The 16708-nt window shown below is 68.2% G+C and carries 1 protein-coding gene; it reads right to left on the bottom strand.

Annotated features, from left to right (window positions below):
* Positions 1–16085: S-layer family protein (locus tag FBZ87_RS03980; RefSeq protein ID WP_145609018.1), on the bottom strand; the 16085-nt coding region annotated here is incomplete at its 3' end.
* Between the last annotated feature and the right edge of the window lie 623 nt (positions 16086–16708).

The raw sequence follows: 16708 nt of genomic DNA, 5'->3' as shown, positions 1-16708 counted from the left end.
AAGCCCGTGGCCGCGGCGCTGAGCCCGCTGGTGGTCAAGGACCCGCCCACCTCGGCGATGGTGTAGCTCTGGCCCGCGATCAGGTTGCTGCCCGACAGCGCCGTCACCGCCACGGTGCCGCCGGTGAAGGCGGCGTTGCCGCTGACCAGCAGCTCACCCGCCGTCCCGCTGCCGATGCCCATGGCCAGCGTGCCGGCCGACTGGCTGTAGTTGCCCGTCACGCTGATGGCGTTGGTCAGCAGCACGTTGGCGCCGCTGTTCACCAGCGTGCCCGTGCCGACATTCACCTGGTCGTTCAGCAGCAAATTGCCGCTGGCCAGTTCCACATACGCCAGCGTGCTGGTGATCGTGCCGATGCCGCCGGTCCCCGTCAGCGTGCCCACGGTGGCGCCAGTGCCGCCGGTGATGTTCAGGCTGGCGCTGCCGGCGTTGGTGATGTTGCCGGATATCGTACCGCTGTTGCCCAGCGTGCCCAGCGTGCCCGCGCTGGCGATATACAGCGCCGTGGCGCCGCCGGCGGTGTTGGTCAGGCTGCCGGTGACGGCCAGGCTGGCTAGAGTGCCACCGATATAGTCGTTGGCGGCGACCGCCAGCAGGCTGGTGCCGCTGATCGTGCCGGTCGCCGCTAGGCCGGCGGCACCGCTGGTCACCACGGCCCCGGTGTAGGTCGAGCCGTTGCCGCCCCGGATCAGGGTGACGCTGTCGCCCACCAGGTAGTTGCTGGTGCCATTGAGACCGGCGGAGACCGTGCCACCGCTGACGCTGGCGCCGCCGCTGACGTTCAGGCTATGGCCGGCCACGTCCAGTGTGCCGGCCGTCTGGCTGAAGTTGCCGGTGACGGAGATATCGCCGGCCAGTGCGATGCTCGCACCACTGTTGGCCACCGTGTGCCCGGTGACATCGATGGCATCGCCCAGGCTGACATTCCCCGACGCGAAGCCGAGGTTGCTCAGGCTGTTACGGATGGTACCGCCGCTGAAGCCGCCCACCGCCGTGCCGCTGCCGCCCACGACCAGCAGATCGTGGCTGCTGGTGTTGAGCAGGTCGCCGATCAGGGCGCCGCTGTTGGCCAGTGTGCCCAGGCTGCCGCTGGCCGCGATGTAGACGACCGTGGCGGCGGTGAGGGTGCCGGTGTTGGCCAGCGTACCCAGGGTACCGCCGACATAGTCGTTGCCAATCACCGCCAGCAGGTTGGTGCCCACCACACCCTGGCTCATCAACAGCCCGGTCAGGGAGCCCTGCACCGCCACGCCGCTATAGCTGGACCCGGCACCGCCAGCGACCAGCGTCGTGACACTGCCGGCCAGGAAGTTGCCTGTGGACGCGAAATCCGCAAGCACGGTGCCGCCGCTCAGGCTGGCGGCCCCGCTGACGGCCAGGGCCCCGCCGCTGGCGATGTCCAGGGTCAGGGTGCCGGCCGTCTGGCTGTAAGCACCGGTGACACTGACCAGGCTGTCCAGAACCAGCGAAGCGCCGCTGTTGATCAGGGTATGGCCGGTCACGTTCACGGCGTCGTTCAGCACCAGGTTGCCGGAGGCGAGAACCACGTCGCCGAAGGTGTTGGTGATGGTCCCCTGGCTGCCGGCGATGTAGCCGGTCAGGGTGCCCACCACCGTCCCGCTGCCGCCGGTGATGCTGAGGGTGTTGGCCGACAGGTTCAGGATGTTGCCGGTGACGGTGCCGCTGTTGGCCAGCACGCCCAGGCTGGCGCCGGTGTCGATGTACAAGGCCGTCGGCGCCGTGATCAGGCCGCTATTGGCCAAAGTCCCAATGGTGCCGGCATTGTAGACGCCGTAGGTGGCGCCCAGGATGGTGCCGCCGTTCAGCACCGTGGCGATGTTGCCCGTGTTGTACAGGCCGGCGGCCGTGGGGGCGCCGGCATCGATCAGCGATCCGGTGTTGACGAAGACATCGATGGTGCCGGCGTTGTTCAGCGCCATCTGGCCGGCGACGGTGCCGCTGTTGCTGAGCATGCCGATGCTGGCGCCCACCTGGTTGCCCAGGCCGGTGACGCTGCCGATCACCGTGCCTTGGTTGCGCAGGGTGCCGATGGTGCCGGTGTTGCTGATGCCGGCGACGCTGCCCAGGACGGTGCCGTCATTGCCGAAGCTGCCGACCTGGCCCTGGTTCAGCACGGCGATGGTGCCGATCAGGGTGCCGGTGTTGGATAGGCTGCCAACGGTGCCACCGGCAGCGACGTGGACGGCCGTCGGGGCGTTGATCACGCCACCGTTGCCCAGGCTGCCCAGCGTATCGCCGACATAGTTGTTGGCGATCATGGCCAACAGGTCGACGCCGCCGCCGATGGTGACGGTGCTGAGCGTCACGGCCACGCCGGCCACATTCATCAGGGCCGTCAGCCCGGTATAACTGGAACCGGCGCCACCCACGACCAGGGTGCCCAGCACCGCCCCCACCAACTGGTTGCTGGCTGCCGAAACCGAGGCCGCCACCGTGCCGCCGCTGAGTGCTGCGACACCGGTGACCACCAACTGATCGGCGTCCAGCGCCAGGCTGCCCGCCGTCTGGCGGTAGTCGCCGGTAATGGTCAGGGTGCTGGCCAGGTGAAGCGTGGCGCCTGTGTTGGACACCGTGTGGCCCGCCGCGGCGATCATGTCGTTCAGCAGCAGGGTACCACCGGCAAAAACCACGTCGCCGCCCGTGCTGGTCAGCGTACCGATGCCGGCCCCTGGCCCCGACAACTGCCCCGTCAGCGTGCCGACCAGGGTGCCGGCGCCGCCCGTGATCACCAGTGCGCCGGCGCCGCCGTTCAGGATGTCGCCAGCGATGGTGCCACTGTTGGCGACGGTGCCCAGGCTGCCCAGGTTGACTAGGGCATGGGCCGTGCCGGTCAACAGGCCGCTATTGACCAGGGTGGCGAGGGTGCCGCTGCCGGCCACATAGACGGCCGTGGCCGCCGACAGGGTGCCGCTGTTGGTGACACTGCCCAGCGAGCCGCCGACATAGTCGTTACCGACCGTGAGGGTCAACCCATTGCTGACGGTGCCCTGCGCGGCGGACAGGCCGGTGATGCCGCTGACCTGCAGTTGCGCCGTCACGGTGGCGCCGCCGGCCGCCTGCAGCAGGGTGCTGGTCCCCACCAGATAGTTGGCGGTGGAGGACAGGTTGGCCAGCACGGTACCGCCGACGGTGGCGGTGCCGCTGACCACAAGTTCAGCCGCCTGGGTGTCGTTCCGCGTCAGCACCAGGCTGCCGCCGGTCTGGCTGTAATCGCCGCTGACCGTCACGGCATTGGCCAGCGCCAGGGTCGCGCCGCTGTTCACCACGGCGCGGCCGGTGGCGACGAAGTCATCGTCCAGCAGCAGGGCGCCGGCCGTGAAGACCACATTGCCCCGAGTATTGGTGATCGTGCCCCTGCCCAACAAGCCCGTCAGCGTGCCCAGGCCGCTGCCGGCACCGGTGAACACCAGGTCCTGCGCCGCGTCGTTCACGATGGCGCCCCGGATCATGCCGCTGTTGGCGATGGTGCCCAGGGTACCGTCGTTGTACAGCGCCGTGACGCCCGCCAAGGTGCCGCCGGCGGCGTTCATCAGGACCGCCAGCGTGCCGCTGTTATAGAGGCCGACGGTGCCGGTGATGGTGCCGCTGTTGGAAACGGTGGCGATGCCGCCGCTGTTGTACAGGCCGGCACGGGACACGGCGCTGATCAGGCCCGTGTTGCTGACCAGGATGGCCGTACCGATGTTGTGGAAACCGTCACGGCCGCCGGTGATGGTGCCGATGTTGGCCAGGGTGCCCAAGGTGCCGATGTTGGCAGCCGCACTGCTGGCCCCCATGACGGTGCCGTCGTTCACCAGGGTACCGACGACCCCGTTGTTGGCGACGCCGATCGCACCGCCCGACAACAGGCCGGTGTTCGACAGGGTGCCGACGCTGCCGGAGGCGGCGACGTAGCCGGCGGTGCGCACGCCGGTGATGGTGCCGCTGTTCGAGGCGTTGCCGATGGTGCCGCCGATATAGTCGTTGGCGAACTGCAGCAGCAAGGCGCTGGTGCCCGCCGCTGTCACGATGGTGGTGTTGCCGGCGAAGCCGGCCAGGGCGGTGATGAGGTTGGCGCCGCTGAGGTCGATACCACCGCCAGCCTGCATCAGGGTATAGCCGTTGCCATAGAGATAGGTGCCGCCGGCGCTGAGCGTGGCCTGCACCACGCCACCGCTGACGACGATGGCCTGGCTGGCGACCAGGCGGCCGGTGCCGGGGTCGATGCTGAGGGTGCCGCCGGTCTGGGCATAGGCGCCGGTAATACCAACCTGGCTGGACAGCCGCAGGGTGGCGGATTGGTTCACCACCGTGTGGCCAGTGGCATCGATGGCATCGGCCAGCAACAGGTCGCCGGACGCGAACACCACGTTGGACAGGCTATTGACGATGGTGCCGCCGGTGAAGGTGCCCACCGTGCCGCCGGCCCCGCCGCTGATGGAGAGATCCACGGCCGACAGGTTGCGGATGTTGCCGGTCAGCGTGCCGGTATTGGCCAGCTGGCCCAAGCTGCCGCCCGCCGCGATATAGACGGCCGTGGCGGCCGACAGGCTGCCGCTGTTTGCCAGGGTGGCGTAGGCGCCGCCGATATAGTCGTTCTCCGCCACCAGCAGCAAGGAGTCGCCGCTGACGGCACCGGTGCCGGTCAGGCCGGTGAGGACTGAGCTGACAGTGGCGCCGCTGTAGTTTGACCCGATGCCGCCGGCCACCAGGGTGCCCAGCGTACCCGCCAGATAGTTGCCGGTGGCGGCCAAGGTGGCCAGGACGGTACCGCCGGTGATGCTGGCGGCACCGCTGGCCGTCAGCCCATTGTTCACCGTGGCTCCCAGGGTGCCGGCCGTCTGACTGTAGGCGCCGGTGACGCTGACGGCACCCGCCAGCTGCAGGTTGGCGCCGGCATTGGCCAGAATATGGCCCGTGGCCTGGATGCCGTCGTTCAGCCAGATGTTGCCGCCGGCAAGGACCACATCGCCGCCGACGGCGATGGTGCCCTGGCTGCCCAGGGTGCTGCCGGTGAAGGTGCCCTGGATGGCGCCGCTGCCGCCGACAATGGTCAAAGTACCGGCGGCTACCCGGATGTCGCCGGCGATGGTGCCACTGTTGCCCATGGTGCCGAGGCGCCCGCCCCCGGTCACCAGGATGCCGCCGCTGAGCTGGCCCTGGTTGTCGAGGGAAAGCAGCGTGCCGGTGCCGCCGATGGAAACGGTGGCGATGCCGCCGACGTTCAGGGCGGAGGTGACAACGCCGCCGTCGACGGCCAGGCCGGCCGTCTGCCCTGTCAGGGTGCCGATATTGTCGAGGAAAGTGACCAAGCCGCCGCTGTTGCGCAAGCCATAGGTGCCACCGCCAATGGAGCCGTCATTCACCAGCGCGCCGACGGTGCCGGCATTGCGCAGGCCGGCGTTCTGGCCGACCAGCGTGGTGCTGTTGGTCAGGGTGCCCAGCGACCCTGTGGTGGCCACATACAGAGCCGTGCTGGCGTTGTTGACCGCGCCGGTGATGGACAGCGTGGCGAGCGTGCCGCCAATATAGTCGTTCAGCGCCACAGCCTGCAGGGCGTTGTTCGCCACCGTGCCGCCCAGACCGAAGCCGGTCACCAGATTGGTGATGCTGAGGCCCGTATAGTCGGACCCCGCCCCGCCCTGCACAAGCGGCCCCAGGATGCTGCCGGCCATATAGTTGGCGGTGCCCAAGGCGCTGGTGACGGTGGCGGCGCCACCTGTGAACCGTGCCGCTCCGGTGACGGACAGCATATCGCTGCCGATGCCCAACCGCAGACTGCCGCCCGTCTGGCTGTAATCGCCGATAACGGCCACGGTGCCGCCCAGGATCAGGGCAGCGCCGTTGTTCACCAGGGTGTGGCCGGTCACGTCGACGGCATCGGCCAAGCGCACGTTGCCAGATGCGAACACCACGTTGGACAAGTTGTTGACGATGGTGCCGCCGCTGAAGGTACCCACAGTGCCCCCTGTCCCACCGGTGATGGACAGGTCAAAGGACGAGAGGTTGCGGATGTTGCCGGCCAACGTGCCGGTGTTGGCCAGCTGCCCCAAGCTGCCGCCGGCCGCGATGTAGACCGCCGTCGCGGCCGACAGGCTGCCGCTGTTGGTCAGCGTGGCGGAGGCGCCGCCGATGTAGTCGTTGCTGCCCACGAACAGCAGGCTGTCGCCGCTGGCCGCACCGCTGCCGATCAGCCCGGTCAGGGCGGAGGCCACCACAGCGCCGCTGTAGCTGGAGCCGGCAGCGCCGGCCACCAGGGTGCCCAGCGTACCCGCCAGATAGTTGCCGCCGGCATCAAGGGTGGCCAGGACGGTGCCGCCGGTGATGCGGGCGACGCCGCTGACCGTCAGGCCGTGGCCCACGGTGACACCTAGGGTGCCGGCCGTCTGGCTGTAGGCGCCGGTGACGCTGACGCCGCCGGCCAGCACCAGGAAGGATCCGGTGTTGACCACGGTCGCCGCCTGCACGCTGTCGTTCAGCAGGACATTGCCGCCGGCCAGCACCAGCTTGCCTGCGCCGACGTTGATCAGGCCCTGGCTGCCCAGGGTGGCGCCGGTGAAGATGCCCGTCACCGTGCCGCTGCCGCCGGTGATGGTCAGGTCGCCCGAGGTGGCCACGTCACCGGCGATGATGCCGGCATTGGCCAGCAGGCCGATGGTGCCCGCGGAAATGCCGATGCTGCCGCCGGCGATGGTGCCCTGATTGATGAGGGTGCCCAGGGTGCCGGCCTCCACCCCCACCACGCCGCCGCCGATCACGCCCAGACTGGTGATGGACAGCAGGCCGATGGCGCCGGCGCCGCCGATGCCGGCATTGGTGGTGCCGAGGATGGTGCCGCTGTTGACCAGGGTACCGAGGGAACCGGTATTCTCGACGCCGCTGGCGGCACCGCCGATCACGCCGCCGACGGTGTTGACGAGGATGCCGATACCGCCCGTCTGCTCCACATAAATCCGGGTGCCGATGCTGCCGCTGTTGGACAGCAGGCCCAGCGTGCCCCTTATATCGAACGCGCCGCCGATGGTGCCGCTGTTGACGGCCGTGTCGATGACGCCGTCCGCGAACAAGCCGCCCAGGGTGCCGGCGTTGGTCAGCATATGGATGAGGCCGGTGTTATGGAGGCCGACCCCGGCGCCGGTGATGGTGCCGCTGTTCGACAGCGTGCCGATGGTGCCCAGGTTGGCGATGGCGGTGCTGCCGACACTGCTGATCACGCCGCCGGTGTTGGCCAAGGTCCCCAGGGTGCCGGTCTGGGCCACGTAAAGGGCGGCGCCGTTCTGGACGCCGAGCGTCCCGGTGTTTTCCAGGCTGGCATAGGTGCCGCCGACATAGTCGTTCCGCGCCACCCCCACCAGGGCGGTGCCGGCGATGGCGCCACTCAGGGTCAGGCCGGTGGCGTCATCGGTCACCACCACGCCGGCGTAGTCGGAGCCGGCGCCGCCGGCCACCAGGGGCCCGACCGTGCCGCCCTGCAGGTAATTGCCGGTGGCGGCGCCGATCAACTGCACCTGCCCGTTGGTCAGGCTGGCGCTGCCGCTGGCTGCCAGCTGGCCGGCGCCTGTCACCAGAACCAGGGTGCCGCCCGTCTGGGCATAGTTGCCGGTGATGCTGACGGCGCCGGTAAGGGTCAGGTCGGCGTCGATGTTCCGGACTGTGTTGCCGCCGACATTGACGCTGTCGTTCAGCAGCACGTCGCCGGATGCGAAGATGACATTGCCCAGGGTGTTGGTGATGATGCCCTGGTTGGTCAGGGCGGCGCCGGTAAAGGTGCCGGTCCCGATGGTGGTATTGCCCAGCGTGCCGCCCATGATGGTCAGGTTGGGCGTGGCCGTAGCGTTATTAATGATGTTGCCGGCGATGGTGCCGCCGTTGGCCAGCGCGAAGAACTGGCCTTGGGCGCCGATGCTCAGCGCGGTGGCGCCGCTGATCAGGCCGCCGTTGAAGTTGAGGATGGAGCCCAGTGTGCCACCGTCCTGCACCTGGACGCCGCCACTGATCCGCCCGATATTGCCCAGCGCGAACATCGAACCGCCGCCGCTGACGGCGACGGTGGCGATGCTGCCGTCGTTCAGGGCGAACATCACGCTGCCGCCGTCCACCGCCAGGCCGGCGGTCTGGCCCGCCAGGGTGCCGTGGTTGCCGAGGAAGGTGATGGCGCCGCCGCTGTTGCGCAGGCCATAGGCGCCGCCGGCGATCGTCCCGTCGTTCAGCAGCGCGCTGATGGTGCCGAAATTGCGCAGACCGGCGTTCTGACCCACCAGCGAGGTGCTGTTGGTCAGCGTGCCCGATACCGACCCCGTGGCCGCCACGTACAACGCCGTGCTTGCGGTGCTGACGGCACCTGTGATGGACAGTGCGGCCAATGTGCCGCCGACATAGTCGTTCAGCGCCACGGCCTGCAGGGCGTTGTTCGCCACCGTGCCGCCCAGGCCGAAGCCGGTCACCAGGTTGGTGATGCTGAGGCCCGTATAGTCGGACCCCGCGCCGCCCTGCACCAGGGTGCCGAAGATGCTGCCGGCCACATAGTTGGCGGTGGCCGAGAAACCGGTGACGGTGGCGGTGCCGCCTGCGAACCGAGCCACGCCGGTGACGGACAACAGGTCGCTGCCGATACCCAGCCGCAGGCCGCCGCCCGTCTGGCTGTAGTCGCCAGTGACGGCCACGGTGCCGCCCAGGGTCGCGGCGGCGCCGCTGTTCACCAGGGTGTGGCCGGTCACGTCGACGGCATCGGCCAGGCGCATATTGCCGGACGCGAGCACCACGTTGGACAGGGTGTTGATAAGGGTGCCACCGGTGAAGGTGCCAACCGTGCCCGTGGTCCCGCCGGCGATGGAAAGGTCGACGGCCGACAGGTTGCGGACGTTGCCCACCAGCGTGCCGGTGTTGGACAGATTGCCCAGGCTGCCGGTGGCCGCGATGTAGACCGCCGTCGCGGCCGACAGGCTGCCACTGTTGCTGAGCGTCGCATAGGCGCCGCCGATATAGTCGTTGCCACCCACGAACAGCAGCGTGCCGCCGCTGAGCGCGCCGCTGCCCGTCAGGCCGGTCAGCGCCGAGACCACGGTGGCGCCGTAGCTGGACCCACTGGCCGCCGCCACCAGGGTACCCAGCGTGCCCGCCAGGTAATTGCCGCTGGCGGCCAGGGAGGCCAGGACCGTGCCGCCGGTGATGTTGGCGACGCCGCTGGCCGCCAAGCCGTTGTTCACCGTGACGCCCAGGGTGCCGACCGTCTGGCTGTAGCCGCCGGTGACGCTGACGGCGCTGGCCAGTTGAAGGTTGGCGCCATTGTTGATCAGGGTGTGGCCGCTGACGACGACGTTGTCGTTCAGCAGGAGGTTACCACCCGCCAGCACCACATTGCCGCTGGTGGCGGTGATGGTGCCCCGGTTGGTCACGGTGGCGCCACTGAAGGTGCCCGCCACCGTGCCGGTGCCGCCGGTGATGGTCAGGGTGCCGGACGTGGCCTGGATGTCGCCCAGGATGGTGCCGCCGTTGTTCAGCAGGTCCGGCTGGCTGGTGAGGGACAGGGCGTTGGCGCCACTGATCAGGCCGCTGTTCAGGATGGTGCCGAAGGCGCCGGACAGGGCCGTGCCGCCGGCATCGGTGGCCCGGATGGTGCCGCCGTTGATCACCGTGCCCGTGGCGTTGGAGGAAAAGACGCCGTACTGGGCACCGCTGATCAGGCCTCGGTTGACCAAGGTGCCTAGGAAACCGGCATTCCCAATGCCGCTGGCGGCACCGCTGATCACGCCACCGATGGTGTTGACGAGAGTGCCGATTCCCCCGGTCTGCTGCACATGAACCTGGGTGCCGATGCTGCCGCTGTTGGCCAACAACCCCAGCGTGCCGCTGATGTTGAAGGCGTTACCGATGGCGCCGCCATTGACCAGCGTGTCGATGACGCCGTCCGCGAACAGGCCGCCCAGGGCGCCGTCATTGGTCAGCGTATGGATGAGGCCCGCGTTATGGAGGCCGACCCCGCCGCCGGTGATGGTGCCGCTGTTCGACAGCGTGCCGATGGTGCCCAGGTTGGCAATGGCGGTGCTGCCGACGCTGCTGATCAGGCCGCCGGCGTTGGCCAGGGTGCCCAGAGTGCCGGTCTGGGCCACGTAAACGGCCGCGCCGTTTTGGACGCTGAGCGTCCCGGTGTTGCCCAGGCTGGCGTAGGTGCCGCCGATGTAGTCGTTCCGCACGACGGCGATCAGGTTGTTGCCGATGGTGACGCTGGCCAGGCTGAGACCGGCGCCATCGCCGCTGAGCGTCACGCCGGCGTAGTCCGACCCGGCGCCGCCGGTCACCAGGGTGCCCACCGTGTCGCCCTGGAAATAATTGTTGGTGGCGGCCCCCACCAGTTGCACCTGCCCGTTGGTCAGGCTGGCGCTGCCGCTGACCGCCAGCATGCCACCGCCGACCGCCACGCCCAGGCTGCCCCCCGTCTGGGTGTAGTCGCCGGTGATGTTGACGGTGTTGGCGACCGTGATGCCGGCGCCAATGTTGCGCACGGCAAAGCCGTTGGTGGTGATGCTGTCATTCAACAGCAGGTCGCCGCCGGCGAAGACCACGTCAGCGTACCGGGTGGTGATGCGGCCCTGGTTGGTCAGGTTGGCGCCGGTCAGGGTGCCGATGGTGCCGCCGGCGCCCCCAGCGATGGTGAGGGCGGCCGCCAGCGTGCCCGGTCCGGCGTTGTTCGGGTCGAAGTTGTTGTCGATGTTGCCGGCGATGGTGCCGCTGTTGACCAGCAGGTCCACCTGGCTGCCCACGAAGATGTCCAGGGCTGTGCCGCCCTTGATCAGTCCGGCGTTGGCGAGGGTGCCGATCTTGCCGCCGTTGAAGAGGCCGATGCCGAAACCAGGGGCGGTGATGGTGCCGCTGTTGGCTAGGCGGACGATGGTGCCGGGGCTGACCAGGGCGAAGGACGCGCCGCTGCTGATCGTGCCACCGTTGTCCAGAAGGCCGACGGTGCGGTCGTTATAAAAGCCCACCCCGCTGGTGGCCATCAGGGTTCCGCTGTTGGTCAGGGTGTTGATGGTGCCGTAGTTGCGCAGGGCGATGTTGGTCCCGCCACCGATCAACCCGCTGTTGGTCAACGTGTCGATGGTGCCGCTGTTGGTCATGTCCGACCGGACGGCACCGATACTCCCGCTGTTGTCGAAGGTGCCGATGCTGCCGCTGTTATTGACGGCGAGCCCGGAGGTCACGGTCGCGGCGATGGTCCCGCTGTTGGTCAGCCGGGTGATGTTGCCGCCGTTATAGATCGCGTAGGACCGCCCCAGGATCGTCCCGCTGTTGTTGATCGAGCCGATGGGACTGACGATGCCATTAAGGTATAGGGCCGTCTTACCGGTGATCAGGCCCGTGGTCTGGTTGTCGATGGCGCCGATGGTGTTGAAATTGGAACCGATGATGGCGGTCCGGGCGGAAATGGTACCGCTGTTGAGCAAGGTGCCGATGCTACCGATACCGATGCCGATGGTGTCGCTGTCGATCACACCGCTGTTGTCCAGCAGGCCGATACCCCGGTTGTTGGGGGACGAGATACCACTGGCTGTGCCGGTCAGCGTGCCGCTGTTGGCCAAGGTGCCCAGCGTGCCGTTCAGATAAAAGGCGGTGCGGCCCGTGGCGGTGCCGGTATTGCCGATGCTGCCGATATTGCTGTTGATATAATAGTTGCCGGCCACGGCCACCAGGTTGGCGCCGGACGTCCCGATGCTGGCCGTAACGCCACCCAGCGTCCCGACAAGGGTGCCGGTCAGGCTGGAATAGGTGCCGCTGGTGGCGGAAACCAGGGTGGTGAGGACATCGCCCAGCAGATAGGTGTTGGCGTAGCTAAAGGCCACCGTGCCGGTCACCGCGGCCCCGGTAATGCCGGCGGTACCGCTGACGGCCAAGCCACCGCCGGCCCCCAGCAGCAGCGTGCCGCCGGTCTGCGCGTAATCGCCAGTCACGCCGATGTTGCCGGGCAGGGTCAGCGTGGCGCCTGCATTGACCAGGGTGTGGCCGCTGACGTTCACGCCTTCACCCAGGCGCAGGTTGCCGGCCAGCACCAGGTTGGCAAGGGTGTTGATGATGGTGCCGCCGGTGAGGGTGCCGACCGTGGCGGCCGTCCCGCCCAGGATGGACAGGTCGTGGGCCGACAGGTTCAGGATGGTGCCCGACAGGGCGCCAGTGTTGACCAGTTGGCCCAGACTGCCGGTGGCGGCGATGTAGAGGGCCGTAGGGGCCGACACGGCCCCGCTGTTGGTCAGGGTGGCCAGGGTGTCGCCAACATAGTCGCTTTGCGCCATCAGCAGCAGATTGGTGCCGTCATTCCCACCGGTGAGGGTGATGCCCGTCTGAGGCGCCACCGTCACGGACGCGCCGGTGTAGTCGGAACCGGCCCCGCCCACCACCACCGTGGTGGGGGCGCCCACCACGTAGTTGGCCTGGGTGGGCAGACTGCTCACGCTGACCCGGGCGCCGGTCAGGCTGGCGGCACCGCTGACCACCAGCTGGGCGCCGTTAGACAGGTTCAGGCTGCCGCCCGTCTGGGCATAGTCGCCGGTGATGCTGACGGTGTTGACCAGCGTGATGCCGGCGCCGGTGTTCAGCACCCTATGGCCGGCGGCATCGATGGCATCGTTCAGCAGCAGGGCGCCGCTGGTGAAGACCACGTTGCTGAAGGTGTTGCTGATGGTGCCCTGGCTGTTGGCGGCATAGCCGGTGAAGGTGCCGACGGTGCCGCCGCTGCCGCCCGCGATGGTCAGGCCGCCATAGGAGAAGCTGTCGTTCAGGGTGCCGTTAACGATGTTGCCGGCGACCAGGCCCGCGTTCACCAGGGTGCCGATGCTGCCGCCGAAGACCAGTGCCACGGCCTCGGGCGCCAGGATGGTACCGGTGTTGGACACCGTGCCGATGGTCAGCAGCGACTGCAGGAGGCCGTACTGGTTGCCCGTGCCGCCGCTGACGGTGATGAGCCCGCCGTTCAGCACCGCGGCGATGGACCCGACGTTGTAGATGCCGACGCCGCCGGCGGTGGCCGCGATGGTGCCGCTGTTGCTGACCGTGGCCACTGTGGCGTTGTTGACGATGCCGAAGCCGCTGGCGCCCACGGCGATCCGGCCGCTGTTGGACAGGACGCTGGCCACGGTGCTTTGGCTGAGGATGCCGACGTGGGCCAGGATGGTGCCGGTGTTGGACACCGTGCCGATGGCGGCGGCGGTGCCGACGCGGATGCCGAACTGGGTGGTGCTGGCGCTGACGTGCCCGTCGATCAGCCCGTTGTTAATCAGGGTACCGATGGTGGCCGACGCCACGTCAATCCCCGCCCCCACCGTGCCGGCGGTGAGGTGGCCAGCGTTGAGCAGCGTGCCGATGGACGCGCCATCGGCGACATACGCGGCGATGCTGCCGGTATCCACGGTACCGGTCAGCGTCAGGCTGGCGGCATTGGCGCCGATGTAGTCGCTGGTGGCCACCGCCAGCAGGTTGGCGCTGTCGGTATCCAGGGCGGCCGTCAGCGGGCCGAGGCCGCTGGCGACGGTGCCGCTGAGACCCGTGTAGGCGCCGCTGGCCGCGGACACCAGGGTGGACAGTGCGTCACCCACCAGGTAGGTGGCGCCCGCCGACAGGGTGGACAGCGTGGCGATGACGCTGCCGCCCGTCATGGTGGCGCCGCCGCTGACCGCCAGCCCGGCACCCGGCTGCAGGACCAGGGTGCCGGCCGTCTGCGCATAGTTGCCGGTGACGCCGACCACGCTGGCCAGCGTGACGGAGGCGCCGCTGTTGGCCAGGGTGTGGCCGCTGACGTTGACCGCATCGTCAAGCAGAAGGCTGCCGCCGCTGAGCACCAGGTCGCTGAGGCTGTTGGTGAGGGTGCCGCCCGTCAGCGTGCCCACCACGCCGCCGGTGCCGCCGCTGATGGACAGGGTATTGGCCGAGAGGTTCCGGACGTCGCCAGTCAGCGTGCCGGTGTTGACCAGCTGGCCCAGGCTGCCGGTGGCGGCGATGTAGACCACGGTGGCGCCCGACAGGCTGCCGCTGTTGGTCAGCGTGGCCAGCGTACCGCCGACATAGTCGTTACTGGCCACCACCAGCACGCCGTTGCCGGCCACGCTGCCGGTCAGGCTGGCACCGGTCAGCGCACCGAGGGAAACGGATAGGCCGGTGAAATCGGATCCGCCGCCGCCGGCCACCACGGTGACGGGGCTGCCGGCGATGTAGTTGCCGGCGGCGTTGGGGGCGATGCTGACGGTCGCGTTGGTCAGGCTGGCGCTGCCGCTGACCGTCAGCGCGCCGCTGTTGGTCAGGACCAGGCTGCCGCCCGTCTGGGCGTAAGCGCCGGTGACGTTGATGGGGTTGACCAGCGTGAGGGCGGCGCCGGTGTTCAGCACCGTATGCCCTGTGGCGTTGATACGGTCGTTGAGCAGCAGGTTGCCGCCGGCGAAATACAAATCACTGTTGGCGTTGGTGAACACACCCACGACGCTGGTGCCGCCGGGATTGAGCGTGCCGGAGAAGCCGGTCAGGGTGCCGACCGTGCCGGCGGTGCCGCCCAGGACGGTCACGTTGGGCACGCTGGCGGTGAGGGTGCTGGTGCTGATGTTGCCGGCGATGGTGCCGGAATTCACGATGGTCAGGAACGCGCCGCTGGGGCCGCTGGCAATGGTTTGCACAACCAGGGCGTCAGGCGCCGAAATCAGGCCGCTGTTGACCAGCGTGCCGATCGTGGCCGTCCGTTGCACGATGCCGTAGTTGTAGGTGCTGTTGGCGCCAAGAAGAATGGCGCCGCTGTTGACCAGCGTGCCGAGGGTCGCGCTGCTGAGGACACCGGCGGATCCGGCGCGCATGTCGATGGTGCCGCTGTTGACCAGCGTCTGGATGGTGCTGACCGTGGTGTAGATGCCGATGCCGTTGGTCGTGCCCGTGATCGTGCCGCTGTTCGACAGCAGGCCGACGGTGGCGTTGAAGGCCGTAATGCCGTAGCGGATCTGCTGGATCGTGCCGCTGTTCGACAGGGTGCCCACGACGGCGTTCCGCGCGACGGCAATGCCGGTCTGCGGCATACCGTTGAGGGACACATGCAGGTCGATCAGACCGGCGTTGATCAGGGTGCCGATAGTGGCGCCGGTGCCGATGCTCAACCCGATGGTGTCGCCGGTCAGGTGCCCGGTATTGACCAGGGTACCGATGCTGACGCCGGGCGCCACATAGGCGGCGACGGGCGTGGTGCCGTTGGTGTCCACCGTACCGGTCAGCGTTAGACTGGGCGTGCCGGCGCCGATATAGTCGTTCAGAGCCTGCGCCACCAAGTTGCCGCCGGCCGTGCCGAGGGTGGCGGCCAGGCGAGCCAGACTGCTGGTGATGCTGCCGGTCAGGCCGGTATAGGTGCCGCTGCCGGCGGCCACCAGGGTGGCCAGGGCATCCCCTGCCAGGTAGGTGGCGCCGGCCGACAGGGTGGACAGGGTGGCGGTCACTTGACCGCCCGTCAGGCTGGCGCTGCCGGTGACCATCAACTCGCCCGAGGCGCCCAGTGCCAGGGTGCCTGACGCCTGGGTATAGTCGCCGGTGACGGTGACGATGCTGGTCAACGTGACGGCGGCGCCGCTGTTGATCAGCGTATGCCCGCTGACGTTGACGGCATCGTTCAGCAGGAAACCGCCAGTGAGGATCAGGTTGCTGAGCGTGTTGGTGATGGTGCCCTGGCCGCTCATGCCGGTGTAAGTGCCCACCGCCGTGCCGCCGCCCAAGGTTAGGTCGGTGCTGCCGTTGTTGATGACGGCGCCCAGGATGGTGCCGCTGTTGCGCAACACGCCCAGGGTGCTGTTGCTGGAAATGGAAATGGCGTAGCTGGTACCGCCGATCAGGCCATTGTTGACGATGGTGGAGATCGACGATCCGTTGATCAGGCCAATGCCGCCCAGCCCCGTCACGAGGGTGCCACCGGCATTGATCAGCAACGGATTGACCCGGGCGTTATTGAACAGGGCGCCGATGGTGCCGGCGCCGATCACCGTGTTGCCGTTCAGGGTCACGCCGCTGGATGAAAAGTTGCCGCTGTACGTGGTGTAGGCAGTCTGGGCGTGGACGGGCCGGGGCGTGGCCACCATGCCGACGGCCACCACCGCCAGGGAGGAGCCGGCCAGAAGAACCCTCCGGGCGCGGGCGAGCCGCCGCCGGTGGTCGTGTTGTATCTCTTGCGGACAGGTGTCAGCCCCGCCAGCCCCTCGCAGCCCCATCCCCGCCCCCACACCTTTTTGATAGCCCCGCAGAAAATTGCCGCCTTAGATCGTCGGCCCAGATCCGCTAACAGGCTGGATCAGCCTAAACATTTAGATGAACTTTTCCTGGACATACTGCAGACGCGACGTATTATACTTACGTAATATACATTAGCACTATAAGTGAAATTCTTAATTTTAACCAATAACACCTTCCGCATACGCATTCAGACCAATCGTTAAAAGGGCTGGGTGGAAGATCCAGCCCTCATGGACCAGCACACCATGGACCAGCACACCATGGCCCGGCACGCGGGACGGCAGCGTGCCGAACACACCCCAGCCCAGCACCGCGCCCAGGGCCCTTCCGCGCGCGGGGGGGTGATATTGACCAATTGGTTGAGCTGCTCGGGTGAAGACACCCCGTCAGGATGCAGGCTGTGTTGAACGCCTCCCGGGCGATGATGGCCCGGTCCCCCGCCGGCAGGCCGGCGGCCTCCCGTTCCCTTCAC

This window comes from Nitrospirillum amazonense, from assembly GCF_007828035.1.
GTDB classification, from domain to species: domain Bacteria; phylum Pseudomonadota; class Alphaproteobacteria; order Azospirillales; family Azospirillaceae; genus Nitrospirillum; species Nitrospirillum amazonense.
Note: the sequence above shows the minus strand (reverse complement) of the source record. Positions and strands in the feature narration are given on the sequence as shown.